Source organism: Pseudomonadota bacterium, from assembly GCA_039028155.1.
Lineage (GTDB): Bacteria > Pseudomonadota > Alphaproteobacteria > SP197 > SP197 > JANQGO01.
This window is the reverse complement of sequence record JBCCIS010000003.1, coordinates 1-25,934: the sequence shown is the minus strand read 5'-3', so window position 1 is coordinate 25,934 and position 25,934 is coordinate 1. Positions and strand designations below refer to the sequence as shown.

Genomic DNA, 25,934 nt, shown 5'->3' with positions numbered 1-25,934 from the left:
GGATTGCCGTTACCTCAGCCCAAGGTGATGAACTCCGGCTTACCGATGGTCGCGGTTTTGAGGAACTTCGTCTCCTCGGTGGCTTCGCCACCTTCCGGTGCTGCCGGCATGACGTCGCTGTAGCCGTCTTCCAGGACAATGTGCGGGTCCTGGCCCTCGACCCAGCCGAGGAACGCGCCATGCAGCTTGTAGCCGATCAGGTGCTGGACGTCTTCGGGCAGGTCCTTGGCGATGTGCGGCGGTACGGCGAGGTACTGGTTTTCCTCTTGGCGCAGCCAGCCCAGGCTGTAGCCGCAGATCATGCCTGCGCGCCACTTATCGGCCGAACGGTTGGCGCCGCCGCCATGCCAGACCGAGCCAAGATAGATCAGCACCGAGCCTCGCGGCATGGTCGCCTGGACGACCTCGTCATCGTCATTCGGGATGCGTTTGTCGTCCCATACGTGACTGCCCGGGATGACACGGGTCGCCCCGGTCTCTTCGGTAAAGTCGGTCAGCGCCCACATGGTGTTGCACAGCGCCTGCGGCCCCGGATGCACGAACGGCAGCAGACCGTCGTCGCGGTGCAGGAACTGTTCGGACTCGCCCGGCCCGATGTTGACCGCCTGGGTGACATGCAGCTGGTAACGTTCGCAATAGGGTCCCAGCAGCAGGTCCATGACGTTCAACGTCACCGGACACGTTGCGACAAGTTCGCCGAACGCGGGCGACTTGGCGACCAGGGAGGAGATGCGTTTGGTCTTGTAGCCCCAGAACTCACCCTCACCGTAATAGGACCGGCCGAGATAGGGATCGAGGTCGGCCTGGACACGATCCATGGCCGTGTCGTCCAGCGCACGCTCGTAGATGACGGCGCCGTCGCGCTCCAGAATCTCCATCGCCGTTTCGGCCGACGTGTCCGGACTGATTGACTGTATCTGCCCCATGGATGCCCCTTCTCAAGCCTGTGTTGTCAATCGAGAGTACCGAGCAAGGCGCGCTTGTACAATCAACTGGCAAGTGACGAACGGTTGCCGGTGCAACCGAGAACAGCATCCAAATGGCCTAATCGTTGGTCCAATCGGTTGCGGTCGCGCCGATCATGTCGGCTGGCGGTACGCGGCCCTTATCGCGGGGATAGTAGCCCAGGAAGTCGCCGTGACCGGCATAGCCGATCAGGCGCTGCACGCGCTCAGGAAATGATTCGACAGTCTCGCGCGGGATAGTGAGGTACTGATTCACCTCCTGGCGCAGCCAGCCCAGCGCATAGGTGTTGACCAGTCCGGCGCGCGGCGCGTTGCTGTTGTTGGCGCCGCCGCCATGCATGGTCGAACCCAGATAGAACAGGGCCGACCCCGGCGTCATCGGCGCTTGGATCACCGGGTCGTCATCCCTGGCCAGCCTTTCTTCCATCCAGCGGTGGCTGCCGGGGATCAGGCGGGTCGCGCCGTTCTCCTCGGTAAAGTCGGTCAGCGGCCACATGACCGACACCTGCGTTTCGAGGCCGGGGAGCACGATCGGGTAGATGGTGTCATCGCGATGCAGCAGCTGATCGGTCTCACCTGGGTGGATCTCGATCGCCGTGCAGCTGCCGATCCGGTAGTCCTTGCAATGGGGCAGCAGGAGGGCATCGAGGATCTCCAGCATACGGTCGTGCGCGACGAGCCCGGTCGAGGCTTGCGAGATATCAAGGATGCTGTTGACGCGCAGTGTCGTATAGCCGTTGAAGTCGCTCTCGGTCGTTCGACCGACTGTATCGAAGGGATCGCGCAGATCGCGCAGCACCTGATCGGTCACATCCGTCGATACGATATCCTCGACGATCGCGGCGCCGTCGCGAAGGATGGCGGTGGTGATCTCCGGCACGCCGGCATCGCCGGGCAAGCGTTCGATCGTCATGATGTCTGTCTCCTGTTTTCTACCGTGTTCATGTACAGGCCTACGCCAGCATCGCGCGAACCATGGCTTGTGCCGCTGCCGTCATGCGTTGGGGTCCAAGCGCATTGCGGTTGCGCCCGGTCATGTCGTGGCTGACCGCGCCATCGATGGCGTGAACGATGAGGTTGGCAGTCGCCAGCGGGTCGTCACAGGTGATGTGCCCCTCGGCCGCGTTCCGGCCCAGATCGACGGCGATCTCGGAGATGATGCGGTTGGTGCCGATCTCGAAGATATCGTAGTACTCGGTGTTGTAGCCCTCTCGCTCCCACACCTCGATCAGGTCGTCGTTGACGTACATGTAGTCGATCATCGCCGCGATGGTGTCGTCGAGCTGGGTGAGCCAGTCCTTATTCGCGGCCGCGGCCTTGGCGTTGTCGCGCACCGCCGTCAGGCCGTCCAGGTAACGTTCGTTGAGCGCGCGGTAGAGCGCCTCCTTCGACTTGAAGTAGGTGTAGAAGGTGCCCTTCGCGGTGCCGGCGGCATCGGTAATGTCGCTAACCTTGATTTGCGCCAGCGGCATCTTTTGCAGAAGCGACGTCGCCGCGTCGAGCAACTCGTCGCGGCGCGTCTCCGGGCGGCGGTTCCAGCGGGGCGCGGGCGCGCTCATGAAGCCGCCCGAAACGACACGTTGAGGGACTCAAGGCCGCGCAGGTTGACGTGCGGGCGCCACGGCGACGGCGCGGTCGCCTGGATATCCTGGACGCGGGCCAACAGCTTGCGCCACGCGACCTTCGCCTCGAGCCTGGCCAGCGAGGCGCCGAGGCAGATGTGCGGGCCGATGGAAAAGGTGAGGTGGGCGTTGTCGGCGCGCGCGATGTCGAAGCGATGGGGATCGGGAAACCGCAGGGGGTCGCGGTTGACCGCGTCGGTCGGGATGATGATGTAGCTGCCTTTCTCGACGGTCTTGTCGGCGATGGTCAGTTCCTCCGACGCGATACGGCCGTTGAGCGTCACGGACGGCGTGTAGCGCAGGCATTCCTCGACAGCGGAAGGAACCAGATCGGGCTCCGCCGCCAGCCGTTCCAGCGAGCCCGGGTGGTCGAGCATGGCGCGGGTGCCGTTGCCGATCAGATTGACGGTCGTTTCGTGACCGGCGACGAACAGCAGGTCGGCCATCGAGACCAACTCATCCTGTGTCAGGCGCTGGCCATCCGTTTCAGCGGTGATCAAGCCGCTCATGATGTCGTCGCCCGGGTTGGCGCGTCGTTTATCGATCAGGTCGTCAAAATAGGCGCGCAACGTGAGCGAGTTCTTCAGTCCGCGCTCGCGCGTTGCCTCGTCGAGAAACTCGTAATCCAGAAGCAACGCTGAATCGACCGCCAATGCTTGGATCTCATCGCGGTCCTCCAGCGGCACGTCGAGCATCGTGCAGATCACCCAGACGGGCAGCGGATGAGCGAGCTCGGCCATCAGGTCCATGTGGCCCTTCGGTACCGCCGCATCGAGCAACCCGTCGACGGCCTCTTCGATCGCACCCTCAAGCTGATTGATGTGCCGGGGCTGGAACGCCTGTTGGACCAGACGGCGCAGCCTGGTGTGGTCGGGCGGGTCGAGATACAGCATCGAGCGCGTCAGGGTGTGATAGCCCTGGTCGTCTTCGGCGTCGCTTACATCCGATCCGTCATTGTTGCTGAAGCGGGTGTCGCGCAGCACCGCCTTGGCATCGTCGTAGCGCGACAGGAGCCAGGTATGGGAGTCCAACTTAAAGACGGGGTCGACCTTGCGGATCTCGTCATATAGCGCGATTGCCTCGTCAATCCTGTCAGGCGCGAACAGACCGGCACCGGCGCCGCGAAACGCCATGCCGGCCTTCATCTGCAGCTTCATTTTGTCGAACATGACGGCCCTCTATTGACTGTGGGTCATTAAGTAAGATGTTAATGACCGGGAGTCAATAGAGGGCCGCAAAAGACCGGGAATCGGTGGGCGTACGATCCCCGGCTGGAGACTTGTTGGATCAGTTGGCATCGCCGGCCCGCGCCCAAACCCCGCCACCCCAGGCCGCATACGCGGGGGGGGGGCGGGGTTTGGGCGCGGGCCGGCACCGGCTAGAGCGCAAATAGCGTTCTAGAAGCGGCCCAAGCCGTTCAACTGTGAGGTCCAGGCGTTGATCGAGCCGCCGGAGCCGCGGAAACCGCCGCGAAAGCTGGGGATGATGGTGCCGCCGAGTGTGGAGACGATGGCCGAACCGCCGGGTCCGCGCTGGACGTTCAGCAGCACGCCGCCGGGGCCGGTGACGAGTTGATCCGGTCGGACGCCGAAGACCTGCTGGTTCACGATGGCCTGGCGTGCGCCGAAGCTGATGCCGGAACCACCGCCGGATCCATTGAACGAGAAGGCGCGGTTGTTCTGCTGGGCCTCGGCCGCGGCGACATGGAACATCGCGATGGCGCCGACAAGGCCGACCATGATGGAGCGAACTTTCATCGAAACCCTCCTGAAGAGTCCTGTTTCCTCAGAGGTCGTTTCGCTGGCCCGCCAAACCAAGACACGGGCGCGCACGTTTCGGTGAACGAACGTTTGCGCTTTGGCGGATGACTAATCCGGCATCGCGACGGACTGCGGCAGGTCGTCCTCAATGTCGTACCAGGACGCCTTCGAGTCGGTGAAGATGTGCTGATCGGCGCCGCGGCCGGGATCGTCGTCGAGGGAGCCGAACGGAATGACCGCCACGTTGCGTTCTCTACTGATGCGCGGCATCGGTGAGCCGCAACGCGAACAGAAAACCTGCGAGAAGTGTTTAGCGTCCGGCGGCTTGTAGGTCACAAGCTCGTCCTCGCCGCGAACAAAGGTTACGCCGTCAGCCGACGTGAAACCGTTGGTGGTGTGGGCGGCGGCGCGCGCTTTTTGGCACCGGTTGCAATGACAGTTGTAGACCGCGGTAATCGGCGTCGTCACCTCATAGGCGATGTCGCCGCACAGGCAGCTTCCATGCAGCACGCCGTCGGTGGGACTTTCCTGTGCGGGGCGTTGGATGTTGGGGCCGTCGTCGGGGTCTGGGTAACCGTCGTGTTGTTCCAGGTCACCAGCAATGATGTGCCAGGGCGCCTTGGAGGAAGCAAAGATATGGGCGCCGGCCTTGACGCCGGGGTCCTCATTCAGCGCGCCGACCGGGATATAGAATGTGTCGCCTTGGGCATGTTCGGGTGTCACCGATCCACAGCGGCCGCAAAACGCGCGCGCAAAGCCGGGCGACGACTCATAGACAACAATCGCGTCTTCGCCGGAGAGCCAACGAAAGTCCTTTGCCTCGACGTCGGTGTAGGTGCCGAACGGCGCGCCGTGGGCCTTGCGGCACATAGAACAGTGACAATGGGTCATCCGACCTACACCACCGTCGATTTGCCAACGCACGGCGCCGCAGAGACAGGTTCCGGTGAGCATAAGCGTCCTCCGTGGTGGCCAGGTTAGCGTTGCCGCGCGGCCGGACAGTTCGGACAGACTCTAGGCGAGGTGTGTCACGCCTTAAAGGACAGTGTGGCGACAAGTGATCTGGGCGATCAGCAGCAGTCCTCGTTGCTGACACAGCATGCCCGTATGTCCGGGTGGTTGTCGCAACAGTCGTTCAGCAGGAACGAGATCATATCGCCGAGTTTCTTGAGGTTCGCCCGGTAGATGATCTTGCGCGACTGGCGCTCAGACGAAATCACGCCCGCATGCTCCAGCGCCGCCAGATGAAACGATGCGCGCGAGGAAGAGGCCTTGACCTTCTTGCCGATCTCGCCGGCCGACGCACCGCTTTCGCCACGTTTGACGAGATACCGCACGATCCGTAGGCGCGTCTCCTGGGACAACGCGGCGAGCATGTCGAGTGCTCGATGCTCTTTCATAGTTCAATAACTCTTGAAATGTTGAGATAAAGAACGATAGTGTAGCGGCAATGATCCGACAAGGCTTGTCATGCATAGAGGCCGCAAATTGGGAAGAGAGGACCATCCGCCATGAAAATCGTCAGTTTCAAGATTTGTCCCTTTGTTCAGCGTGTTACGGCGTTGCTCGAGGCCAAGAGACTGGATTATGACGTCGCGTTCATCGAACTCAGCGATAAACCGCAGTGGTTCCTGGATATCTCGCCGACCGGGCAGGTCCCTATTCTGATCACCGATGACGGCGATGTCCTGTTTGAGTCCGATGCCATCGTCGAATACATCGACGAGGCCTATCCTGCCTTGGAACCAGATATTCCTCTGGAAACCAAGGCGGCCAACCGCGCTTGGAGCTATCTGGCGACCAAAAACTATCTCGTCCAGTGCAGCGCCCAGCGCAGCCCCAGCGAGAACGTGTTGCGGGAACGGGCCGACAAGCTTGGAAAGGCGTTTGATACGATCGAGAAGCAGGTGGGTGGCACGCCCTTCTTTGGCGGCGAGACCATGGGTATGGTGGATATCGCCTGGCTAACCTTGCTTCACCGCACTGACATCATCCGGCAGCGCACTTGTTTCGACTTTCTCGGCGACCGGCCGAATCTGAAGGCTTGGCGCGACAGCATCCTGGCGACAGGTCTTGCCGAAAAGTCAGTCGCCCCTGACTTTGAAGACGCGTTCGCCGCGTTCTATCTGTCCGACCAAACGTTCCTTGGGCGCGGTTGCGCGGTCGAGAACGGCACGTTCGCCGATGCATGCGCCACCGATGCTTGTTGTTAGCCGATGACCTGCGGTCAAATGGCGAGACTGCCTACCGCGATGACCGCGATGACCGCCAGGGCAACCAGGCGGTAGTTGTCGTGGCTGACATGAGGAAACATCCTGGCGCCAGCCCAGGCGCTTAGCAGAATGACGGGTGCCAGTATGAGTCCGAGCTCCAGCATGCTCCAGGAGATCGCGCCGGAGACGCCAAGGATCGCCAGCGCGATGATTTCGATCAGCACGAAATACATGATCAAGCTGGCGCGTACGATCCGCGCGTCGCGGAACACCGAGAGGAAATAGAACACGATCGGTGGGCCGGCCATGCCCGAGGCGCCGGTAAACAATCCGCTTGCCGCGCCCGCGATGATCATGGCGATGCGGCTGGGCGGGCCTTCGTAATGCCAGCCGAAGGCAGCGATGGTGACAAAGACGAGAACGGCGATGGAGATCGTCCAGCGCAGGATGTCGGCGTCGGTCATCAACAGGACCATGGCGCCGAACGGTACCGCCAGCGCCGCCACGCCCGCGAGCACCAGGATCGAGCGCCAATGGGCGGTGCGCGAGGCCGCTGGCGCAAACGGAATGGAAACGATGAGGTCCAACATCAAACACACCGGCACCGCCACTGCCGGGCCGTAGATCGCACCCAGCCCCGGCGCCATGATCATGACGCCGCCGAACCCTGAAAAGCCGCGCATCAATCCGGCAACGAGCACGACGGGGATCGCCCACAAGAGTTCGCTGGTGAAGAGTGCCGTCATCGATAATCGACCTTGGCAGCGCTGCGCTTCGGCCGGGATGGTCCCGCCGGATCAGTCCGGCAATGCGACGTATTGCGGCAGGTCGTCTTCGATGTCGTACCAGACGGCCTTGGAGCTCGTGTAGATGTGGTCGTCGGCGCCACGGCCTGGGTCATCGTCCAGCGAACCGAACGGGATCGCGGCGTAACCGGCTTCCTTGTTGACGCGTGGCATGGCGGAGCCGCAGCGCGAACAGAACGTCTGGGCGAACGACTTGGCCTCCGGCAGCTTGTAGGTCACGAGCTTGTCCTCGCCGCGCACGAAGGTGACGCCGTCCGCCGACGTGAAACCGTTGGTCGTGTGGGCGGCGGCGCGTCCCTTCTGGCAGCGCGTGCAATGGCAGTTGTGGACGGTCGTGATCGGTTCGGTCACTTCGTACGCGATGTCCCCGCACAGACAGCTGCCATGCAGGACACCGCCTGTTTCGCGTTCCTGGGCCGGGCGTTCAATGTTGGGGCCGTCGCTGAGATTGGCGTGGGCGTCATGACGATCGAGCGCATCGGCAATGACATGCCATGGCGCTTTGGTTTCGACGAAGATATGCGATGTCGGACGAATGCCGGGGTCGTCGTCCACGTTACCTACGGGAACGAAGACCTGCCCGCCATCGGCTGGATCGGGCACCACGGACCCACAGCGTCTGCAAAACGACCTGATGAAGCCAGGCGACGACTCGTAGTGTGTCAGCATTTCCTCGCCGGACGTCCACCGAAACTCGTCGCTCGCCCCACTGGCATAGGTGGCGAAGGGCGCGCCATGGGCCTTGCGGCACATGGAGCAATGGCAGTGGGACATGTCGTTGAGCGCGCCGTCGATCTGCCAGCGCACGGCGCCGCACAGACAGCTTCCTGTGATCATCTGGGTTCTCCTTGTCAGTTACGTGTCGCGGCGCGAGCGCTCCGATGGAGCACGGCCAGCGTATGGCAGCCACCGGTCAACTTCCAGATTGCCGGTGGGCGGTCGCGGCGACGTGATGACAGGGAAGGGCGCTTAACGGAACATGCCCTCGCGCAGATTGACGCCATGCTCCAGGTAACCCTTCATGGCGCACAGCATCTGCATCCAACCGCTGCAATTGCCATAGGATGACCTGAGGCCCGCTTCATTGCGGCGCCAACCTTCTTCGGCAATCGAGACGAGGGTGCGGCCGTCCTCAAGCGGCTCGAAGCGCATGGTGACCGTGGTGTCGTAAGGGCCGTCGGGATCACCGGTCGTGTCGTCGGCTTCCCATTGCAGGATGATACGGCGGTTCTGTTCGACTTCGACGACCGTCACCGGAATCGTCTCCGGGAAGTCGTGGAACTTCCATGACACGGTGGCGCCGGTCTCAAGCCGCCCCTGGGCGCCGCCGGTCGTGAAGTAGCCGGAGAGTTCGTCGGGATTGGCGACAGCCTCGAACACCTCCTCGACCGGTTTGTTGATCCGGCCGCTAATCTCGAACTTGAGCTCCATGGTGGGTCTCCTTGCGAACGGATTCATTATGTTATAATATTATAACATGTCAACGAGCTCGCAGGACGACAGAGTTTTCAAGGCTTTGGCGTCGCCGCTACGGCGCGCGTTGCTCGACGCATTGCGGGACGAACCTCAGACGACCGGCGAGCTATGCCAACGGTTCGATAGGTTGGACCGCTGCACGGTGATGCAGCACCTGGGTGTGCTGGAAGACGCCGACCTCGTCATCGTCCGGCGCGTCGGTCGGCAACGCTGGAACTACCTGAATGCGCTGCCGATCAAGTACATCCACGACCGCTGGATCGGCGCCTACGCGACCGACGCCGTGGATCTGTTGGATCGCATGAAGACAGAGATCGAGCGGCGGCCCGGCAGCAGGAAACCCCTCGTCAAGGCGCGCTCGCGTTCGCGGTGACCCGGCCTCGCTTGACATTGGCAACCCTCACTCGATCATCCCCAGGTTTTCGAGGAGGCTCTGGCACAGTCCGAAGTCAAACAGGATCAATTCATCGCTGGCAAAGGCCTTGCCGGACCGTGCGACGTTGTCCTCCATTCGCGCGATGTACCGCGCCGCCAGATCGTCGACCTCGCTCCTTATCTGTTCGAGCGTCTCCGTCGGGGATGCTTCTGGGTTTTCTATGCCCCGAAAGATGAGAGCCATCCCGGTAAACATATTGACGCCCTCTTGAAGAGCCTCGCCCGTTTGGCTGCTCATCGCCTCGTCGTCTTCAAACACCAGCATCGATTGAGTCAGTCCGGCACAGCGAATGGCGATCGCGTCCTCCGTCTTCTCGTCATCGGCCAAGTCGTCCCACTGTCTCCAGTCAGACAGCTCAGCTTGCGCCGGAGCCACGATCGCGATGGCGAGCAGCCCTACAAGACCGAGCCTGATCACAATTCTCGCCATCCCGTGCCCTTAGATATGCGGCAAACGCGTCGTCCTCGTGCCCCGTGCCGTCATGTCGCCCGCATGCTCAGGCCGCGTGTTTGAGGCGGCAGAAGCAGGAGCTCTTGATCGGCACGTCAGCGCGGGCGACGGCGAGGTCCAGGCGCTGCTTGATCATGTTGGCTTCTTCGTCGCGGCCCAGACGGCGCAGGCATTCGTGATAGCCGTGCAGGCTCCAGACGTTGTCGGGATGCTGGCAGGCGCGGCTCAGGGTGTCGTCGAGGCCGAGGTCGGCGCGGTAGACTTCCGCCGCTTCGTCGATGCGCTCCTGCTCCATCAAAAGTGCGGCCAGTGCGTGCCGGGTCGGCTGCATCCAGCCCCAGGGCTCGTCATAGGGCAGGTTGTCGTCAAGCTCGACGGAGTTGCGCAAATGCGCGAAGGCGGCATCGTGGTTGCCGCGCCGGTACTCGATCTCGCCCAGCATCATCTCGCGCGCAACGGCCAGGATATCCAGGCATGAGTTGTTGAAGACATAGCGCGTGTCGGGAACGCGCTTAACCGCTTCATCAAACAACTCCGCTTCACCTTCCGCCGACGGCACGTCGCCGGAGGCCGCATGCGCCACAGCCTTGGCGTAGTGCATCAACGCGGTGGTGACGCAATAGAGGTCCTTATTGGCGGGCAGCTCCTGGGCGATGATGTCGTCCCACAGGCCGAAGCGGATGAGGACATGCTGCTTCATCGGCACGAAACCTTCGAGCCAGTCGGCCATGGGCGGCGACTCCACGCGCAGGACGTCCTCCGGCAAGGTCGCGACCATCTTGTCGGCGGTTTCCAACGCGACCTTTGACTGACCCAGGAACATCGCGCCGTAGATTTTGAAGTGGTAGTCGTGGACGCGGTAGTTCGAATAGAAGTTGAACGCGCCTTCGCGCTCCAGGAACAGCGTGTCGGCGTCGATGGCCGCCTGGTTCGAGTCGACGACCGCTTGATACTGACCGCACAGAACGTCGATGTGCGTCGCCATATGCTGCAAATGCCCGGAATCGGGTACCAGATTGCGCAAGCGGTCGGCGGCGACCTGCGCCTTTTGCGGCGTCGGCGACATCTCCATCAGATGAATGTACATGTGCAGCAAGCCGGGATGACGCGGCAGGTTCTCGCTTTCGATGCGCTCCATGGCGAGTTCCAGGATCTCCATGCAGTCGGCGGTGCGCGCGCCCTCGGCGATCTCGCCGGTCTTCAGATCCCACAGCGCCCAGGGCGTGCGATTCATGATCGCGTCGGCGGCGAGCGTCGCGATATCGGGATCGTTCGGGAAGCTGCGCCAGATATCGTACATCCGGTTGGCGAACTCCTCGATCCAGGGTGTTGGGTCGTCGCAAGGTGTCGCGGTGGGGTAACGCGACGGCAGCGCGCGGATCAGCGCCGCCTCCATGTCGGTCACCTTGTCGGCCAGCGCGGTCGCCTTCAGCGTCGCCTCATAGGCGTCCGCCAAGGCGGACTTAAGCTCGACGTCGTCGAAGGCTTCCCACGCCTTGTTGTAGTTGGGGCCAAGCGCATAGGCGACGCCCCAGTGCGCCATCGCGCAATCGGGATCGGCGTTGAGCGCCTTCTGGAAGCACGCGACGGCCTCACCATGGTTGAAGCCGTAGCACCACATGAGGCCGCGATCGAACCAGGTCTGCGCCTCCGCAGAGCCCGTGGTGATGGCGAAACTGTGGTCGCCCAGGTCGTAGTAACCGTCCTTCATGATCGTTCTCCCCCGATGGCGCTCGATGGCCGAGATCGAACGATACTCCGCCGAGCGTCGTCGTCCAATGCCTGCGGGAGTGACCTATTGTTCGATCCGATCGAGGACCCAGTCACGGAACGTCTCGGCGTGGCGGCGCAGCGCCGAGCCGGCATTGATGGTGATGTGGTGGTTCTCGCGCGCGGGCGCGGAAAGATCGAGCGGTATGGCGACATCGCCGTTCGCGATCAACCGCTCGCCCAGAAATCGGCTGCCGAGCGCCACGCCAGCGCCGCAGCGGGCGAGTTCCATGGATAAGACATAGGAGTCGACCGAATGAGAGAAGGTGGCGGGCGGTTTGAGGCCCAGGTGCTGGGTCCAGGTCTGCCAAGTATCAGACGTGCCGACCGTGTGGATCAAGGGTGCCGCGACCAGGTCGTCCCATGTGTCGATCGCCGCGGCCATCGTCGGCGTGCTGTAGAGGACGACATGATCGTCGACCAGCTGGACAGCATCGGCGCCAACCATTTCCTTCGTGCCGTATCTGAGTTCGACATCGGCGCGCGTGTGCAGGTAGTCGTCGGACCACAACGCGCTCACGATGCGCAGGCCGAGCTTTGGATACTCGCGCTGAAAATCCGGCAGGCGCGGCGCCAGCCACAACTGGGCAAAGCTGATGCTGGCGGCGACATGCAAAACGGTCTCGGGTGCGTCGGGCGCGACGACCGAGAGGCCCGACGACAGCTCCGACACCGCCGCCGTGACGTAAGGCAGAAGGCGCCGGCCGTCATCGGTCAGCACGAGGCCGCGCGCCTTGCGGACAAAAAGGGGCTTGCCGATGCGGTCTTCCAGCGAGCGGATGTGTTGGCTGACCGCCGATTGGGTGACGTTCAGCTCATCCGCCGCGCCGGTGAAGCTCAACAGCCGCGCGGCGCTCTCGAAGGCGCGGAGCCAGGTAAATGGCGGCAGAGGTGTGGCCATCGCAACTGATGGATTGATAAGTTAGACTAATACATATGACTTCAAACTTTCTGTTTGTCCAGGACGGCGATGCGCCGCAAAGTCCACTGGACGACACGGGAGATGGGCCCCATGGAGCATGTGAAGTTCACTCAGATGACCGACGGCGACGTCGAGGACTACACCTTTCTGCGCGAGCACGAGATCACCTACGCGGCCGAGACCGGCCAGAGACTGATCGATGCGATGGCCGGTCTTGCGGAAGGCTATTCCGGTTATCAGATTTCGCGGTTGGGCCATTCATTGCAGTCCGCGACACGGGCCTGGTACGACGGTGCCGATATCGACTGGGTGGTCGCCGCGCTGCTGCATGACATCGGCGATCTCTATGCGCCCTATATGCACGGCGAGTATGCGGCAACGATCCTGAAACCCTATATCCGCGAACAGTGTGTCTGGACCGTCGAGCATCATGGCGTGTTCCAGAAGATCTACTACGCCGACAAGTTGGGCGAGAGACCGAACGGCCGGGAAGTGCACCGCGGCCATCCCTATTTCGACGACTGCGCGGCGTTCTGCGAGCGTTGGGACCAGGCGAGTTTCGATCCCGGTTACGCGACGCTGTCGCTCGACTTCTTTGAGCCGCTGGTGCTGGAGGTCTTTGCGCGCAAGACCTTCGACGAGGCGGTGATGCGGCCAGGCGCGCGCGAGCCGCTGGTGGTGCCGGATGTCGCGTTGCAGCGCGAGTCCGGACACGTTGACGTGGCGGTCTGATCATGGCCGTCGCCGCGGTGCCAGCCGCCAATCCCAACCTTGCTTCGCCGTTGGATCAGGCACTTGCGCGCTGCATGGCGCCGGTCGCGGAGGCCGATAGCCTGCCGCCGGTGTGTTATCACGACGCCGACGTCATGGTGCGCGAGAGGCCGTCGGTGTTCCGGCGCGGCTGGCTCTCGATCGGGCGCGCCGACATGGTGCGTCAGCCCGGTGACTACGTGACGATGACGATCGCGGATGTGCCGTTGATCGTGCTTCGCGACAAAAAGGGTGACGTCCGCGCGTTCGCCAACACGTGCCGGCATCGCGGCGCCCAGCTGTTGGCGGGCGAGGGGACGACCGACCTGATTCGCTGCCCCTTTCATTGCTGGACCTACCGCCTGACCGGCGAAATGATTGGCGGTCCGCACATGGATCAGACCGCATCGTTCGATAAGTCGGACTACGGCCTGATCGCGTTTCCGACCGAGGTACGGGCGGGTTTCCTGTTTGTCTGTTTAGACCCTGAGGCGCCTGATCTCGACGAGCAGATCGGCGACTTCGTTGCCATGCACGCGCCGTGGCCGATCGGCGATCTGGTGTTGACGCGCCGGCGCGAGCTTCATGTCGACTGTAACTGGAAGGCATTCCTGGAGGTCTTCAACGAGTACTACCATCTGCCGTATGTGCATCCGGACTCATTGAGCGACCTCTACGACCCGCCGGCGCCAGCCGATCCGGTCACGGGCGACTACGCGACCCAGTACGGTGTCACCGAAGGCACCGGCGGTTTGCTGGAAAGCCAGCAGCAGTATGCACTGCCGAAGATCCCCGGCCTGACGGGCAAAGCAGCGAACGGAGTGCGCTACACGTGGCTTTTCCCGAACCTGACCTTTGCCGCCGGCACGGACGCGCTGTGGGTCTATGAAGCCTATCCTGACGGTCCCGAACGCTGCCGCATCATCCAGTCAATCTGTTTTCCGAAAGAGACGATGGCGCTGCCCGATTTCGAAGACAAGGCCGAGCAGTACTACATTCGGCTCGACGCCGCCTTGGCCGAAGACGTGCCTGCGCTGGTGAACCAGCAGAACGGCATCTCCTCGCCGTTCGCGCAGCCCGGGCGCTTCTCGGTGCTGATGGAACCCAATGTGGCGACGTTCGCCACGTGGTACGCGGGGCGTCTTCTGGCGGCTTGATCGGCTGGCCTGCCGGCTTTCTTGACGGAGTGTGAGCGCCGACACCGGCCGGGGGATTGGTCGCGCCGGGATGGCTGCGCTACGTTAGGACCATGAAACCGTGCCGTTTTTTGCGCGCGAGGCGTTGCGTCGTCGCCCTGGCTGGATCGCTCTTTGGCGGGCTGCTGCTTGTTGTCGCGAGCGCACCGCAAACGGCACACGCCGATTTCGCGGCCGGTGCGGCGGCTTACGAGGCCGGCGATTTCGATACCGCGCTGGCCGAGTGGCAACCGCTGGCCGAAAGCGGCATGCCCGGCGCGCAACTGGCGCTTGGCATTCTCTATGAGAACGGCCGCGGCGTTCTGAAGGACGATGCGCTGGCGGCGACGTGGTACCAGAAGGCTGCTGAAGCCGGCCATCCGGTCGCGCAATTCAACCTGGGCAACCTCTATCAACAGGGCCGTGGCGTCGAGCGCGATGTTTCCCAGGCGCTCTTCTGGTGGAGCGAAGCGGCCGCGCAAGGTCTGCCCAACGCGCAACTGAACATGGGCATCGCCTATCACCTGGGCGAGGGTGTCGAGCCCGATCCCGAACGCGCCTTTCGCCTTTTTCTGAGCGCGGCTAACGCCGGCAATGCCTCGGCGCAGTTTTCGGCCGGCTACGCTTATGAGAAGGGGTTGGGTACGTCTGTGAACGTGAGCGAAGCGCGGAGGCTCTATGGTCTGGCCGCCGCTGCGGGTGTCGACCTCGCTGCGGAACGGCTGGCGGGATTGCCGCTGCCCCAGACGACGGTGACCGCGACGGATACCGCGCCGATCGCGCCCTTGCCGCGCGCCAGGCCATCGGATGAGGTGACGGTCGCCCTTGCCGATGAACCGCCGGCGCCGCTTGAGGCCGAGGAGACTGTCGTGGCCAGTGTCACGGGGGCGACGGCGGACGATGGCGACGAACCCCTTGTTCCCGTTGCGGCGACCGCCGGTGATTGGCCATTCATCCAACTTGCCGCCTATCAAGATGCTGGGCGCGCGGAATCGGCCTGGCAGGATCTTGGCCAGCGGTTCCCCGATCTGCTCGGCGATCTTCCCTATCGCGTCCAACCGCTGGAAACCGGCAGCGAACCGGCGCTGATCTATGGCCTGCAGGCCGGGCCGCTGCCCGACCGGGATGAGGCCGAAGCCATATGCGCGGTGCTGCGAACCCGCGACGCCGACTGTTTTCTGTTCGGTCCCTAAGCGATAGGGCTTGCCATCGAAACCCAAGAGGCGCAATTTAGAAACGAATCGCTTTCTTAATTGCCGAGGAGGGTTTCGTGATGGCCATACATGGACATGGTGTGTTGCCTTTCCTGCTGGACATCGCGCGGCTGCACACCGCGCCGCGCCACGACGGTTCGCCACGGGTCGCGCGTGGCGGCAAACGAGACGCTGATCCCAAGCACGTTGTGATCGAGACGCCGCGGCAGCGCGGCGGCACATGACGTGACACCGTCCGGCAAACCTGCGGCGGTGCAGGGTACTGGCCTGGCGCGGCTATGGCCGGTCTTCCTGCTGCTGGTGCTCGGTTTGTCGTGGGGCGGGCATTTCTCGCTCTTCAAGATCGCGGCGGAGTCGTCGCTCTCCTATCTCGGCATCATCGCGCTCACGACAAGCGGGGTCGTCATCGGCATGACGGTGGTTGCTGCGCTGCGCCGGCGTTGGCCACGGTTCACCGGGCGTCATCTGCGCTTCTATCTTGTCTGCGCGGCGCTTGGTTACCTGATCGAGTTTCCGCTGAGTCTCTTTGTCGCCGAGGAGATCCCCGCTGGTCTGCTCGCCATCATCGCGTCGACATCACCGGTCTTCACATCATTGATTGCCATCGTGGCAAAGGTCGAAACGGTATCACGCCGGCGCATGGCGGCGGTTGCCGTCGGTTTGGTGGCGGCAGCGGTCGTCCTGGTACCGGGTACGGCCATCCCCCAACCATCGATGCTGACCTGGGTCTTGATCGCGTTTCTGATCCCGGTCGTCTACGCGACCTATCACAACTACGTCGCCTATGACTGGCCGGACGGTTCGGACTCCTGGCAGGTCGCATTTGGCGAGGTGTTGATTGCGACGGCAATCGTGTTGCCCATCTACCTGGTCGGCGATCGCTCGGTCGTCGTGTTGGGCGCCTGGTCGCCGGGAACCTGGACGGTTTTCGTGATGGCGGCGCTGGCCCTGATCGAGATCTACCTCTACTTCGAGATCGTCCGGCTGGCGGGCGCGGTCTTCGTCTCTCTGACAAGTTTCGTCAGCATTGTCGCGGGCGTTTTGTGGGGCATGATCCTATTCGGCGAGCAACACAACGCCTGGATCTGGCTCGCGGTCGTGCTGCTCGGCCTGTCGATCTTCCTGGCGCGCGAAAAGAACGCGGAAGGCTGAATCCCGCACCGAACCGCCGGCGGCTGATCAATCATTTCGTCGCCAATAACCCTTTAATAACATCGGATTATCTTTCTCTACGAATGTGACTTTGATTTCGGCCGTGGCTGGCATATATGCATTTCAGACTTTTTCGAAATCGAGGGAATGGCATCCATGCAGCTGGCCCCGCTTCACCAGGAGTTCGTGCTCCATTTCGGCGAAATGGGCTCGCGCTGGGGCATCAACCGCACGGTCGGCCAGATCTATGCCCTGCTGTTTTTGAGCGAGCGCCCGCTTAATGCCGAAGACATCGTCGAGCAGCTGGGCCTGTCGCGTTCGAACGTCTCGATCGGGCTGAAGGAGTTGCGGGCCTGGAACCTGGTGCGCCTGACCCATTTGCCTGAGGACCGGCGCGACCACTTCTCCACGCCCGAGGATCTTTGGGAGATCGTCCGCATCCTGGTCTCCGAGCGCAAGCGGCGCGAGATCGACCCGACGCTGAGCAAACTGCGCGAATTGGAGATGCAGAAACCTTCGTCGCCGGAGGAGGTCCACGCGCACAACCGGATCGGCGAGTTGGGCCAGCTCATCGAATTGCTCAGCGACTGGTATGACGACATGGACCGACTGGAGACCGACCGGTTGATCCAGTTGCTGGCGCTGGGCAGCAAGGTTTTGAAGTTCGTCGAGACGACCGAAAGAGTCGTGCCGTTGACCGCGCGCAAAAAGCGCGACGGCAAACATAAGGGAAGCTCTGTTCAACAAGCAGTGGAAGAGAGCTGACCATGGACGCCCTGATGCTGTCGCGCATTCAGTTCGGCGCGAACATATCGTTCCACATTTTGTTTCCAACCATCACCATCGCGCTCGGATGGGTGCTGCTGTTCTTCAAGCTGCGCTTCAACGCCTCCGGCGACATCAAGTGGATGGATGCCTATCGTTTCTGGGTGAAGGTGTTCGCGCTGTCGTTTGCCATGGGTGTCGTCTCCGGCATCACCATGAGCTTTCAGTTCGGCACCAACTGGCCGGGCTTCATGGAAAGGGTCGGCAATATCGCAGGCCCCTTGTTGGCCTATGAGGTGCTGACCGCGTTTTTCCTGGAGGCTGTGTTCCTGGGCATCATGCTATTCGGTTATTCACGGGTGCCCGGCTGGCTGCATACGCTGGCGACCGTGTTGGTCGCCGTCGGCACGACGTTGAGCGCGTTCTGGATCCTGGTGCTGAACTCGTGGATGCATACGCCGGTCGGTTATGAGATGCGCGACGGTATCGCCCACGCGACCGACTGGGTGGCGATCGTCTTCAACCCGTCGATGCCCTATCGGCTAACCCACATGCTGTTGGCCAGCGGTCTGACGGCGTCCTTCCTGGTCGCCGGGCTGTCGGCGTTTCGGCTGCTCTTCGGCGACCGCTCCGCCGGCGCGATGACGGCGCTTAAGACCGGCGTCACCTTGGGCGCGGTCCTGATTCCAATTCAGATGTTCGTCGGCGACATGCACGGCCTGAACACCTTGGAGCATCAGCCGGCCAAGATCGCGGCAATGGAGGCCAACTGGGAAACCGGCACCCACGTGCCGCTGCTGCTGTTCGCCTGGCCCGACGAGGCAACCCAAAGCAATCTCTATGAAGTCGGGATACCGAGCGGCGCGTCGCTGATTCTGACGCATAGCTTCGATGGCGTCGTCCCCGGACTCGATCAGTTCGTGACCGCCGATGGCCAGGTGCTGCATCCGCCGGTCGCACCCGTCTTCTGGTCGTTCCGGATCATGGTCGGCGTCGGGGTCCTGATGCTGCTCGTGTCGTGGACGGCGGCCTGGATGCTCTACCGGCGCGAGGCCGGCGTTGACGGCTTTGCTGGACGTTGGACGTTGCGCGTACTGGCCGCCATGACCTTCTCCGGCTGGCTGGCGACGCTCGCCGGTTGGTACACCACCGAGATCGGCCGACAGCCGTGGTTGGTGAGCGGGGTCCTGAAGACCGCCGACGCGGTCGGTGACGTGCCGGCCACCATGGTCGGCACCAGCTTGACCCTTTACCTCATCACTTATGCGGTGCTGATTACCGCCTATGTCGGCGTTCTGTTGTACCTGGCGCACAGGGCGGCGGCGCCGGGCGCCGTCGCGGGGCCGGAGCAACCGCGCTCTGGCAGCGCGCCTGTCGCCATGATCACGCCCGGGGAGGCGCGGCCATGACCCTGTTCGGCGATCCCACGATCTGGCTGCCCATCGCCTTTGCCACACTGATGGGTGTGTCGATCCTGATTTACGTCGTCCTGGACGGTTTCGATCTGGGCGTCGGTGTCCTGATCCCGTTCGCGAGCCCTGCGGAAAAGGACCGCATGATCGCCTCCATCGGCCCGTTCTGGGATGCCAACGAAACCTGGCTGGTGCTGGCCGTCGGCCTGCTGCTGGTCGCCTTTCCCTGGGCCCACGGGGTGATCTTGACCGCGTTCTACATGCCCGTCGCGCTGATGCTGCTGGGCCTGATCCTGCGTGGCGTCGCCTTCGAGTTTCGCGCCAAGGCGCCGGCCAGCCACAAGCCGTGGTGGAATAGCGCTTTCTTCGCCGGCTCGCTGATGACGGCGCTGTGCCAGGGTTTCATGCTGGGCCTCTACATCATGGGCCTGGAGTGGACGTGGCCCAATGTCGCCTTCGCCCTGCTGACGGCGGTCTGCCTGACCGTCGGCTACGCCTTCATCGGATCGGCCTGGCTGATGATCAAGACGGAGGGCGATCTGCAGAAGAAAGCCGTCGCCTGGGCTCAGCGTGGCCAATGGGGCGTGCTGGCCGGTATTGGCGCGGTCTCGCTGGCCAGCCCCCTGGTTAGCCCGCGCATCTTCGAAAAGTGGTTCGCGGTGCCGGAAATCTTCGTTCTGGCGCCGCTGCCGATCGTCTCCATCGTGCTGTTGGGCGTGATCTGGATATCATTGCGCCACCTGCCGGATGCCGAGGACAGGTGGTGCTGGATCCCGTTCGCGGCGACGACATTTCTGTTCGTTCTGGCCTTCGCGGGCCTCGCCTATTCCTTCTATCCCTATGTCGTGCCCGAGCGTCTGACCATCTACGACGCGGCGAGCGCACCGGAGAGTCTCTTCATCATTCTGATCGGCGCGCTCGTCGTGCTGCCGATGATCGCCGGTTACACCGTGCTGGCCTATACGACGTTCCGCGGCAAGGCCGCCGATTTGCGTTACGACTGAACGTCGCCGGCGCCAGCCCACTAGAATGGCTGTGCGCTAGCCGGTTGGACCTGGCGGCAGCGGACCGGTGGGCGGATAGGCGCCGTCCTCGTCATGGGTCTCGTGGCCCTCGAGCGGCGGGTTGAAGACGCTGATCAGGCGGACGTCGGTGACCGCCTTGATGTGATGGGGATCGTTCGGTCCAACGCAATAGAGCGCGCCTGGCCCCATCGTGTGGACATCGCCGGTGTTGCGCTCGGTCACTTCGAAGGTGCCGTCCAGCACCAGGTTCGCTTCCCAGTGGTTCTTGTACCAAAGGTCGGCCTCGCGGCCCTGTTTGAAACGGACCTCGCTGATGGCGAAGCCCAGCTTGTCGCCGGCGGTGACGAAACGCGCGATCCGGCTGGCGCCGTCGGCGCGTGAGAAGGCAAGGCCCTGGGCCGCCACGTCATCGCGGCTTCTGACCAGCATGCGCCCGGGTCCCTCCGGGATGTCGCCGGTCGGCGGATAGGCGCCATCGTCATCGTGGGTCTCGTCGCCTTCAATCGGCGGGTTGAAGGTGCTGATGACCCTGATCGCTTCTTCGTCACTGCTTTGGATGTGATGGCGGTCCTTCGGGCCGACGATGTACATCATGCCCGGTTCCAGATCCCACTTCTGGCCGCTGGTCAGGTCTTGGACCCAGCCGCGGCCGGAGCGCACGTAGTTGGCTTCCCAGTGGTTCTTGTACCAGAGATCGCTGCCGCTGCCGGCGCGCCCGCGCGCCTCCGAGACGCTGAAGCCCATGCCGTCCGACTTGGTCAGCGGCCGGACCGCGGTCGCGCGGCCATGGGAGATCGAAACGATCCGGCCGGCCTTTTCCATATCGTCCATGGTGCGTATCAGCATCGATGTCTCCCCGTTGCTTGTGTTGGTCTATCTATGCCGTGGCCGGGCCCGGCGGTACCGGTCCGGAAGGCGCCAGCGTGCCCTCGGCGTCGTGGACCTCGTCACCCTTCAGCGCCGGACAGAAGACGCTGATCAGGTGCAGATCGGTCTCGGCAAACATGCTGTGGCGGTCGTCGGGACCGACGCAGTACATCATGCCTGGCGCCATCGACCAGCTCTCGCCGGTGGTGAGGTCCGTGACCTCGCCGCGCCCATCGAGAATGTAGTTGGCTTCCCAATGGTTCTTGTACCAAAGCGTGTTGCGGTTGCCGGCGGCCAGGTTGACGTCGGACAGGCTGAAGCCCAGGCCGTCTTCTTGCAGCAAGATGCGCACGGTGCGCGCCGAGCCGCCGGCGACGACCATCTCCTTGTCGGCCGCGCGAAGCTCGCCAAGCGTTTTGACGAACATCGCCTCGCGGCCCGCCGGCACCGGCCCGCTGGGCGCATAGGACCCGTCGGCATCGTGCGCCTCATTGCCCGTGATCGGCGGATCGAAAATGCTGATGATGTGCACGTCGCTGGTGGCGACAACACGGTGCCGGTCCTTCGGTCCGACCGTGTAGATCACGCCGGTTTCAAGCGGCCAGGTCTGGCCGGTGCCGGTTTCCTCGACGTGGCCGGAGCCTGCGACGACGTAGTTGGCTTCCCAGTGGTTCTTGTACCAGAGGTCCTGTTCATGGCCGGTCTCGAGCCGGACATCCGATAGGGCGAAGCCCATGCCGTCGGTCGCCGTCAGGAACCGTGTCGAACGCACCTTGCCGCCGCCCAGCACTTTTTCGGCGCCCGCGTCGCGCAACCCGTCCAGTGTCTTCGCGAACATGCCGATCCCCGCCATGCTGATGGGAGAGGCATTGGATCAGGATGCCTCTCCCGCAGCAAGGCCCCGTGCGCGTTTCGCGCCGGGGACGGCCTAGTGAGTTGAACCTACTCGAACGGGTTCTGTGCGGTCGGCTGAACGAAGCTGTTCAGGAAGCAGCCGACATAGACGTCCTGGGCCGCGGCCGAACCGTCGAGGGGCAGATGATAGTCCTTGCGCGCGGCGCCGACCGTAAAGACCGAGCCCTCGCGGAAGGCCGTGCCGAAATCGTAGTCGTGGATCTCGACCCGGACATAGGAAACGTCCTGGCTGCTGATGATCTCTGCCGTGCTGCCCATCTGCCATGGCGCATCCTTGACCTTGAGGTCGACCGGATACTGGCCGCCGGGCGGCAGGCCACCCAGCTCCGGCGAATAGAACAGCACCGTCCAGTAGAACTGCTGGGCGGTCTGATCCCATTCGGCGCCGATGGCATAGAACTGGTCACCGACATAACGGCTTAAAACACAACTGCCATGATCGTTAACATTAATGATCCAGTCACCAGAAGTGCCATAGGTCTCGCTGTTGGCTGGACCAGAAAACATCAAGGCCGCCAATAGTAGCGGCAGCGTGAGTATCAATCGGGTGTGTCGTTTTCTCGGACTCGGTACCATGGTGCCGCTCCGTTTACCTTTTTGTTGTGCGGCTATTTTACTCCTATCCAATGGATGAGTCGTAAACGACAAAGAGGTATGTTGAGGATCTTCTACAAAAGTGATAACCCGTTTGAGGGAGGCGCAGGGCCGTCGAGCTTGGAATCCGTGACTTCGCGCGGCTTGACTCGACCCTCGCGGTTGCCGACAAGGGGGCTCTTCCGGCCACGCCAGAGTCCTTCATCCATGCCCCATTCGATTGAGACGATCCCTTTGATGTCGCCGGGACCAGGCACCAAACGAGCGTTGACGGTGCATCGATTCGGCAACCCCGGCGCGCGTCCGAAGGTCTATCTGCACGCGGCGCTCCACGCTGATGAACTGCCCGGAACGCTGGTGCTGAACCGCATGCTCGGCTGGTTCAAGGACGCTGACGACAGGGGAGAGGTTAACGGTGAGATCGTTGTCTTGCCGTACGCCAATCCGGTCGGCCTGGCGTCGCAGATCTATGGTTACCATCTGGGTCGCTACGATCTGGACGGCGACGGCAACTTCAATCGTTGGTATCCCGACCTGACCGACCGCATCGTCGGACGTGTCGGCAACGCTCTTGGCGACGACATCGAGGAGAACCGTCAGCTGATCCACGATGCCGCCATTGCGGCCGTTGACGATTGGCGCGCCGAGGGCGAGGCGAACGTGTTGCGCAAGGCGTTGCTGGCCCTGAGTATCGATGCCGACTACATCCTTGACCTGCATTGTCACGGTCAGGCGGTGCAGTACATCTACTTTCCGGTCGACTACTGGGAGACCCACGCGGATCTGGCGGCTGAGCTGGGCTGCAAGGTCATCCTGCTATTCCCCACCGACGAAGGCACCAACTTCGATATCGCGTCGGCGGTCTTCTGGCATCGGCTGCGCGAGCTATTCCCGGAGCGGGCGATCCCGAACGCGCCCTTCACGACGACGTTGGAACTGCGGGGACAGCCGGACGTCGACGAGGCCCTGGCGGAGAGTGACGCACGCGGCCTGTGGCGGTTTCTGCAACGCCATGGCGCTATCGCCGGCGACCCCGGTCAGCCGCCCGAACCGGTTGGCGCGCCGACGCCCCTGGAGGGCGTCGACAACGCGGTCGCGCCTTGCGCTGGCGTGTTGTCATACGCCGTCGCGCTTGGTGCGCGCATCAACAAGGACGACGTCGTCGCCTGGGTCGTCGACCCATCGGAGGCGGACTTCGATAAGGCGCGCACGCCGGTCAGGAGCCGCACCGACGGCGTGATGTTTGGCCGCAATCTCTCCATGTTGGTGCGACCGGGGCAGAGTTTCGCCTCAATCGCCGGCCCGGAACCTCTGCCGGAGCCCGACCTGCCGTATATCGATTACTGAACGCGATGGCGCATCAGGTTGAGGCCCTGGCCCTCGGCTCGCCCTCACTCGGTACCGAACGCACCTTGACGGTGCACCGTTTCGGTCACCGTGGCGCCCGTCCCAAAGCCTATCTTCACGCCGCGCTGCATGCTGCCGAGCTCCCGGGCATTGTTGTTCTGGAGCATCTGCTGAGCCGCTTGGAGGCGGCCGACAAGGAAAAGCGCATCGCAGGCGAGATCGTCGTCGTGCCGTTCGCCAACCCGATTGGTCTGGCCCAGCAGATCATGATGGAAAGCCAGGGCCGCTATGACCTGGCCACGGGCCGCAACTATAACCGCGGTTTTCCTAACCTGACCGATGCGGTTGCCGAACGGGTCGCCGGCGCGCTGGGCGATGACGCGCAAGCCAATGTCGCGCTGGTTCGCCGGGCGATGGGCGAGGCGCTCGACGCGCTGGCTGTCGCGCGCGAACCGGAGGTGCTGAAGCGCGAACTGCTCAGGCTTTCCCACGATGCCGACATCGTGCTCGACCTGCACACGGCGTGGGAGGCGTTGCTTCATCTCTTTGTGACCGACGTAAACTGGCCCGAGGCCGAAGACCTGAGCCGCCATATGCGGGCCGAGGTCGTGCTGGTCGACCGCGGCAACGCCATGATGACGTTCAAGTCTGCCCATGCGCTTGTTTGGAAGGCGCTGGCCGAGCGGTTTCCTGAAGTGCCCCTCCCGCCCGGCGCCATGGCGGCCGTGGTGGAGCTGCGCGGCCAGCGCGATGTGGATGATAATCTGACCCGCCCGGATGCCGATAACCTCTATCGCTACCTGCAACGCCGCGGCGTCATCTTGGGCGAACCCGGACCCTTGCCCGAGGCGTTGACCGAGCCGCGCTCAACCCGGGGGCTGAAGCGGCTCATGGCGCCGGTCGGCGGGATTGTCGTCTATCACCGCGACCTCGGCGATCACGTCATGGCGGACGAGGCGTTCTGCCACGTGATTGATCCACAGACGCGCCGGAGAACGCCCGTTGTCGCCCCGCAGTCGGGGCTGCTTTACGCCCGGCGCAGTCACCGATTCGCACGGGCTGGCCAATACATCTGTGCGATCGCTTCGGATACGCCGTTATAGGCACCGTTAAACCCGATCGAACGGGCGCGTTTCTCTCCAGACTATACTATCGAAAGAACTAGTTAAGTCTCGATCGTGTAGTGCGCCCTATCGTTCGAGAGGCCGTTTTTTCGAAGGTAGCAGCCCCTTCGAGAGTGAGAGCTATGCGTTGTGAGTAAGTAATTCTCTTTGGGTTATTACTAAAGATGTAGATTTCGCTGTTGCTCACGGAAGCATTACGATTGGTTCGCTGCCATTATACATTATATTCTGAAATACTGAGAAAATGTCGATTAGTATCCATCACCGCTAACAACATTCCTTAACGGAGGATGGTACCTTGAAACATACCAAGCAACAGAGGCTGGCCTGCTACGCCTGGACGCGCGCCGCGATCATCGGCGCCGGGTTCGTGGCCGTCGCAGTCGCGGCCAATGTCGAGTCGGGCCGGGCCGCCGATGATGGGCGGTTGATGGTGTCGCCTCAAGCATTTGCGTTCTGCTCGACGATGACGCCGGATGAGCTTTCGGCGGCAGTGGAGGGCGGCCAGTGCATCGCGTATCTGGAAGAGCTGAGCATTCAGCTCCAGGAAATCGCACCTGAAGCCGGGCCTGCTGCGCCCGATCCTGTCGGCGATCCGTTCAACCGTCCGCGTGTCAGCCCTGACACCACGCCTAACTCAAGTGGCGGCGGCGGTTCCAATGGCGGCTCGAACGGCGGCTCGAATGGCGGTTCCAACGGCGGTTCCAATGGCGGCTCGAACGGCGGTTCCAATGGCGGCTCGAACGGCGGCTCGAATGGCGGTTCCAACGGCGGTTCTAACGGTGGTTCCAATGGCGGTTCCAACGGCGGTTCGAACGGTGGCTCGAACGGCGGTTCCAACGGCGGTTCGAACGGCGGTTCCAACGGTGGTTCGAATGGCGGCTCGAACGGCGGTTCCAACGGCGGTTCGAACGGCGGTTCGAACGGCGGTTCCAACGGCGGCTCGAACGGCGGCTCGAACGGCGGTTCCAACGGCGGCTCGAACGGCGGTTCCAACGGCGGTTCCAACGGCGGCTCGAACGGCGGTTCGAACGGTGGTTCGAATGGCGGCTCGAACGGTGGTTCGAATGGCGGCTCGAATGGTGGTTCGAACGGTGGTTCGAACGGTGGTTCGAACGGTGGTTCGAAAGGCGCCTCGAACGAAGGTTCGAACGGAGGTTCGAACGGCGGCTCG

Annotated in this window: 29 protein-coding genes; 13 read left to right on the top strand and 16 right to left on the bottom strand. The window is 62.9% G+C overall.

The window, feature by feature from the left end; genetic code table 11:
* Positions 1-14: 14 nt before the first annotated feature.
* The 7 genes from AAF563_02340 to AAF563_02310 form a co-directional block, all read right to left on the bottom strand.
* Positions 15-926 carry a phytanoyl-CoA dioxygenase family protein gene (locus tag AAF563_02340; GenBank protein MEM7120086.1) on the bottom strand — a complete coding sequence of 304 codons (912 nt, stop codon included), beginning with the start codon at positions 924-926 and terminating at the stop codon, positions 15-17.
* Between the two features lie 118 nt (positions 927-1,044).
* Positions 1,045-1,878 (bottom strand): phytanoyl-CoA dioxygenase family protein, encoded by an 834-nt coding sequence (locus tag AAF563_02335; GenBank protein MEM7120085.1) that lies wholly within the window; start codon positions 1,876-1,878, stop codon positions 1,045-1,047.
* Positions 1,879-1,918: 40 nt separating this feature from the next.
* Positions 1,919-2,524 carry a TetR/AcrR family transcriptional regulator gene (locus AAF563_02330; protein ID MEM7120084.1) on the bottom strand — a complete coding sequence of 202 codons (606 nt, stop codon included), beginning with the start codon at positions 2,522-2,524 and terminating at the stop codon, positions 1,919-1,921.
* Positions 2,521-3,756: a cytochrome P450 gene (locus AAF563_02325; protein MEM7120083.1), complete on the bottom strand. Its 1,236-nt coding sequence runs from the start codon at positions 3,754-3,756 to the stop codon at positions 2,521-2,523. Before AAF563_02325 ends, AAF563_02330 begins: the two co-directional genes overlap by 4 nt.
* Before the next feature lie 228 nt (positions 3,757-3,984).
* On the bottom strand, positions 3,985-4,344 hold the full coding sequence (locus AAF563_02320) for a hypothetical protein (GenBank protein MEM7120082.1): 360 nt from the start codon (positions 4,342-4,344) through the stop codon (positions 3,985-3,987).
* Positions 4,345-4,455: 111 nt separating this feature from the next.
* Complete coding sequence (locus AAF563_02315) at positions 4,456-5,238, bottom strand: GFA family protein (GenBank protein ID MEM7120081.1); 783 nt, start codon at positions 5,236-5,238, stop codon at positions 4,456-4,458.
* Between the two features lie 179 nt (positions 5,239-5,417).
* The gene (locus AAF563_02310; protein ID MEM7120080.1) at positions 5,418-5,747 is read right to left on the bottom strand and encodes a metalloregulator ArsR/SmtB family transcription factor; all 330 of its coding nucleotides are present in this window, start codon (positions 5,745-5,747) and stop codon (positions 5,418-5,420) included.
* A gap of 111 nt (positions 5,748-5,858) precedes the next feature.
* Here AAF563_02310 and AAF563_02305 point away from each other — a divergent pair, with 111 nt between their 5' ends.
* Positions 5,859-6,560 carry a glutathione S-transferase family protein gene (locus AAF563_02305; GenBank protein MEM7120079.1) on the top strand — a complete coding sequence of 234 codons (702 nt, stop codon included), beginning with the start codon at positions 5,859-5,861 and terminating at the stop codon, positions 6,558-6,560.
* Positions 6,561-6,574: 14 nt separating this feature from the next.
* Here the strand turns inward: AAF563_02305 and AAF563_02300 are convergent, their stop codons facing one another.
* From AAF563_02300 to AAF563_02290, 3 genes are all read right to left on the bottom strand, one after another.
* On the bottom strand, positions 6,575-7,306 hold the full coding sequence (locus AAF563_02300) for a sulfite exporter TauE/SafE family protein (GenBank protein ID MEM7120078.1): 732 nt from the start codon (positions 7,304-7,306) through the stop codon (positions 6,575-6,577).
* Between the two features lie 51 nt (positions 7,307-7,357).
* Positions 7,358-8,203, bottom strand: a complete 846-nt coding sequence (locus AAF563_02295) for a GFA family protein (GenBank protein ID MEM7120077.1) — start codon at positions 8,201-8,203, stop codon at positions 7,358-7,360.
* A 132-nt stretch (positions 8,204-8,335) separates the two neighbouring features.
* Positions 8,336-8,797, bottom strand: coding sequence for an SRPBCC family protein (locus AAF563_02290; protein MEM7120076.1), 462 nt, complete (start codon positions 8,795-8,797; stop codon positions 8,336-8,338).
* Between the two features lie 46 nt (positions 8,798-8,843).
* Here AAF563_02290 and AAF563_02285 point away from each other — a divergent pair, with 46 nt between their 5' ends.
* Positions 8,844-9,215: a metalloregulator ArsR/SmtB family transcription factor gene (locus tag AAF563_02285; GenBank protein ID MEM7120075.1), complete on the top strand. Its 372-nt coding sequence runs from the start codon at positions 8,844-8,846 to the stop codon at positions 9,213-9,215.
* 27 nt (positions 9,216-9,242) lie between these two features.
* Here AAF563_02285 and AAF563_02280 read toward each other — a convergent pair whose 3' ends face one another.
* From AAF563_02280 to AAF563_02270, 3 genes are all read right to left on the bottom strand, one after another.
* Entirely contained in the window at positions 9,243-9,707 is a 465-nt protein-coding gene (locus AAF563_02280; GenBank protein ID MEM7120074.1) for a hypothetical protein, read from the bottom strand.
* A 67-nt stretch (positions 9,708-9,774) separates the two neighbouring features.
* Complete coding sequence (locus AAF563_02275; protein ID MEM7120073.1) at positions 9,775-11,439, bottom strand: hypothetical protein; 1,665 nt, start codon at positions 11,437-11,439, stop codon at positions 9,775-9,777.
* An 84-nt stretch (positions 11,440-11,523) separates the two neighbouring features.
* Positions 11,524-12,399 (bottom strand): LysR substrate-binding domain-containing protein, encoded by an 876-nt coding sequence (locus AAF563_02270; protein MEM7120072.1) that lies wholly within the window; start codon positions 12,397-12,399, stop codon positions 11,524-11,526.
* Between the two features lie 111 nt (positions 12,400-12,510).
* On the opposite strand from AAF563_02270, the gene AAF563_02265 reads away from it, so the two are divergent.
* The 8 genes from AAF563_02265 to AAF563_02230 all read left to right on the top strand — a co-directional run bounded on the left by AAF563_02265 (position 12,511) and on the right by AAF563_02230 (position 19,892).
* Positions 12,511-13,152, top strand: a complete 642-nt coding sequence (locus tag AAF563_02265; GenBank protein MEM7120071.1) for an HD domain-containing protein — start codon at positions 12,511-12,513, stop codon at positions 13,150-13,152.
* A gap of 2 nt (positions 13,153-13,154) precedes the next feature.
* Positions 13,155-14,327 carry an aromatic ring-hydroxylating dioxygenase subunit alpha gene (locus AAF563_02260; GenBank protein ID MEM7120070.1) on the top strand — a complete coding sequence of 391 codons (1,173 nt, stop codon included), beginning with the start codon at positions 13,155-13,157 and terminating at the stop codon, positions 14,325-14,327.
* A 92-nt stretch (positions 14,328-14,419) separates the two neighbouring features.
* Entirely contained in the window at positions 14,420-15,538 is a 1,119-nt protein-coding gene (locus tag AAF563_02255) for an SPOR domain-containing protein (protein MEM7120069.1), read from the top strand.
* Positions 15,539-15,618: 80 nt separating this feature from the next.
* Positions 15,619-15,783 (top strand): hypothetical protein, encoded by a 165-nt coding sequence (locus AAF563_02250; protein ID MEM7120068.1) that lies wholly within the window; start codon positions 15,619-15,621, stop codon positions 15,781-15,783.
* A 1-nt stretch (position 15,784) separates the two neighbouring features.
* On the top strand, positions 15,785-16,711 hold the full coding sequence (locus AAF563_02245; GenBank protein ID MEM7120067.1) for a DMT family transporter: 927 nt from the start codon (positions 15,785-15,787) through the stop codon (positions 16,709-16,711).
* Between the two features lie 156 nt (positions 16,712-16,867).
* Positions 16,868-17,476, top strand: a complete 609-nt coding sequence (locus AAF563_02240) for a GbsR/MarR family transcriptional regulator (protein MEM7120066.1) — start codon at positions 16,868-16,870, stop codon at positions 17,474-17,476.
* A 2-nt stretch (positions 17,477-17,478) separates the two neighbouring features.
* The gene (locus AAF563_02235) at positions 17,479-18,885 is read left to right on the top strand and encodes a cytochrome ubiquinol oxidase subunit I (protein MEM7120065.1); all 1,407 of its coding nucleotides are present in this window, start codon (positions 17,479-17,481) and stop codon (positions 18,883-18,885) included.
* A complete protein-coding gene (locus AAF563_02230) occupies positions 18,882-19,892 on the top strand; it encodes a cytochrome d ubiquinol oxidase subunit II (GenBank protein ID MEM7120064.1) in 1,011 nt (336 codons plus the stop codon). The genes AAF563_02235 and AAF563_02230 overlap by 4 nt, the downstream gene beginning before the upstream one ends.
* Positions 19,893-19,928: 36 nt before the next feature.
* Here AAF563_02230 and AAF563_02225 read toward each other — a convergent pair whose 3' ends face one another.
* From AAF563_02225 to AAF563_02215, 3 genes are all read right to left on the bottom strand, one after another.
* The gene (locus AAF563_02225; protein ID MEM7120063.1) at positions 19,929-20,759 is read right to left on the bottom strand and encodes an ectoine synthase; all 831 of its coding nucleotides are present in this window, start codon (positions 20,757-20,759) and stop codon (positions 19,929-19,931) included.
* A gap of 31 nt (positions 20,760-20,790) precedes the next feature.
* Entirely contained in the window at positions 20,791-21,618 is an 828-nt protein-coding gene (locus AAF563_02220) for an ectoine synthase (protein MEM7120062.1), read from the bottom strand.
* 104 nt (positions 21,619-21,722) lie between these two features.
* Complete coding sequence (locus AAF563_02215; GenBank protein ID MEM7120061.1) at positions 21,723-22,202, bottom strand: hypothetical protein; 480 nt, start codon at positions 22,200-22,202, stop codon at positions 21,723-21,725.
* 294 nt (positions 22,203-22,496) lie between these two features.
* Between AAF563_02215 and AAF563_02210 the strand changes: the two genes are divergently transcribed.
* From AAF563_02210 to AAF563_02200, 3 genes are all read left to right on the top strand, one after another.
* Positions 22,497-23,636 (top strand): succinylglutamate desuccinylase/aspartoacylase family protein, encoded by a 1,140-nt coding sequence (locus AAF563_02210; protein MEM7120060.1) that lies wholly within the window; start codon positions 22,497-22,499, stop codon positions 23,634-23,636.
* A gap of 5 nt (positions 23,637-23,641) precedes the next feature.
* Entirely contained in the window at positions 23,642-24,739 is a 1,098-nt protein-coding gene (locus AAF563_02205; protein ID MEM7120059.1) for a succinylglutamate desuccinylase/aspartoacylase family protein, read from the top strand.
* A 319-nt stretch (positions 24,740-25,058) separates the two neighbouring features.
* On the top strand, positions 25,059-25,934 hold an 876-nt coding region (locus tag AAF563_02200; protein MEM7120058.1), incomplete at its 3' end, for a hypothetical protein.

Excerpts from the sequence above, each read along its gene's own strand:
- AAF563_02340 (MEM7120086.1), bottom strand. The coding sequence starts at position 926 with ATGGGGCAGATACAGTCAATCAGTCCGGACACGTCGGCCGAAACGGCG.
- AAF563_02335 (MEM7120085.1), bottom strand. The coding sequence starts at position 1,878 with ATGACGATCGAACGCTTGCCCGGCGATGCCGGCGTGCCGGAGATCACC.
- AAF563_02330 (MEM7120084.1), bottom strand. The coding sequence starts at position 2,524 with ATGAGCGCGCCCGCGCCCCGCTGGAACCGCCGCCCGGAGACGCGCCGC.
- AAF563_02325 (MEM7120083.1), bottom strand. The coding sequence starts at position 3,756 with ATGTTCGACAAAATGAAGCTGCAGATGAAGGCCGGCATGGCGTTTCGC.
- AAF563_02320 (MEM7120082.1), bottom strand. The coding sequence starts at position 4,344 with ATGAAAGTTCGCTCCATCATGGTCGGCCTTGTCGGCGCCATCGCGATG.
- AAF563_02315 (MEM7120081.1), bottom strand. The coding sequence starts at position 5,238 with ATGACCCATTGTCACTGTTCTATGTGCCGCAAGGCCCACGGCGCGCCG.
- AAF563_02310 (MEM7120080.1), bottom strand. The coding sequence starts at position 5,747 with ATGAAAGAGCATCGAGCACTCGACATGCTCGCCGCGTTGTCCCAGGAG.
- AAF563_02305 (MEM7120079.1), top strand. The coding sequence starts at position 5,859 with ATGAAAATCGTCAGTTTCAAGATTTGTCCCTTTGTTCAGCGTGTTACG.
- AAF563_02300 (MEM7120078.1), bottom strand. The coding sequence starts at position 7,306 with ATGACGGCACTCTTCACCAGCGAACTCTTGTGGGCGATCCCCGTCGTG.
- AAF563_02295 (MEM7120077.1), bottom strand. The coding sequence starts at position 8,203 with ATGATCACAGGAAGCTGTCTGTGCGGCGCCGTGCGCTGGCAGATCGAC.
- AAF563_02290 (MEM7120076.1), bottom strand. The coding sequence starts at position 8,797 with ATGGAGCTCAAGTTCGAGATTAGCGGCCGGATCAACAAACCGGTCGAG.
- AAF563_02285 (MEM7120075.1), top strand. The coding sequence starts at position 8,844 with ATGTCAACGAGCTCGCAGGACGACAGAGTTTTCAAGGCTTTGGCGTCG.
- AAF563_02280 (MEM7120074.1), bottom strand. The coding sequence starts at position 9,707 with ATGGCGAGAATTGTGATCAGGCTCGGTCTTGTAGGGCTGCTCGCCATC.
- AAF563_02275 (MEM7120073.1), bottom strand. The coding sequence starts at position 11,439 with ATGAAGGACGGTTACTACGACCTGGGCGACCACAGTTTCGCCATCACC.
- AAF563_02270 (MEM7120072.1), bottom strand. The coding sequence starts at position 12,399 with ATGGCCACACCTCTGCCGCCATTTACCTGGCTCCGCGCCTTCGAGAGC.
- AAF563_02265 (MEM7120071.1), top strand. The coding sequence starts at position 12,511 with ATGGAGCATGTGAAGTTCACTCAGATGACCGACGGCGACGTCGAGGAC.
- AAF563_02260 (MEM7120070.1), top strand. The coding sequence starts at position 13,155 with ATGGCCGTCGCCGCGGTGCCAGCCGCCAATCCCAACCTTGCTTCGCCG.
- AAF563_02255 (MEM7120069.1), top strand. The coding sequence starts at position 14,420 with ATGAAACCGTGCCGTTTTTTGCGCGCGAGGCGTTGCGTCGTCGCCCTG.
- AAF563_02250 (MEM7120068.1), top strand. The coding sequence starts at position 15,619 with ATGGCCATACATGGACATGGTGTGTTGCCTTTCCTGCTGGACATCGCG.
- AAF563_02240 (MEM7120066.1), top strand. The coding sequence starts at position 16,868 with ATGCAGCTGGCCCCGCTTCACCAGGAGTTCGTGCTCCATTTCGGCGAA.
- AAF563_02235 (MEM7120065.1), top strand. The coding sequence starts at position 17,479 with ATGGACGCCCTGATGCTGTCGCGCATTCAGTTCGGCGCGAACATATCG.
- AAF563_02230 (MEM7120064.1), top strand. The coding sequence starts at position 18,882 with ATGACCCTGTTCGGCGATCCCACGATCTGGCTGCCCATCGCCTTTGCC.
- AAF563_02225 (MEM7120063.1), bottom strand. The coding sequence starts at position 20,759 with ATGCTGATACGCACCATGGACGATATGGAAAAGGCCGGCCGGATCGTT.
- AAF563_02220 (MEM7120062.1), bottom strand. The coding sequence starts at position 21,618 with ATGTTCGCGAAGACACTGGACGGGTTGCGCGACGCGGGCGCCGAAAAA.
- AAF563_02215 (MEM7120061.1), bottom strand. The coding sequence starts at position 22,202 with ATGTTTTCTGGTCCAGCCAACAGCGAGACCTATGGCACTTCTGGTGAC.
- AAF563_02210 (MEM7120060.1), top strand. The coding sequence starts at position 22,497 with ATGCCCCATTCGATTGAGACGATCCCTTTGATGTCGCCGGGACCAGGC.
- AAF563_02205 (MEM7120059.1), top strand. The coding sequence starts at position 23,642 with ATGGCGCATCAGGTTGAGGCCCTGGCCCTCGGCTCGCCCTCACTCGGT.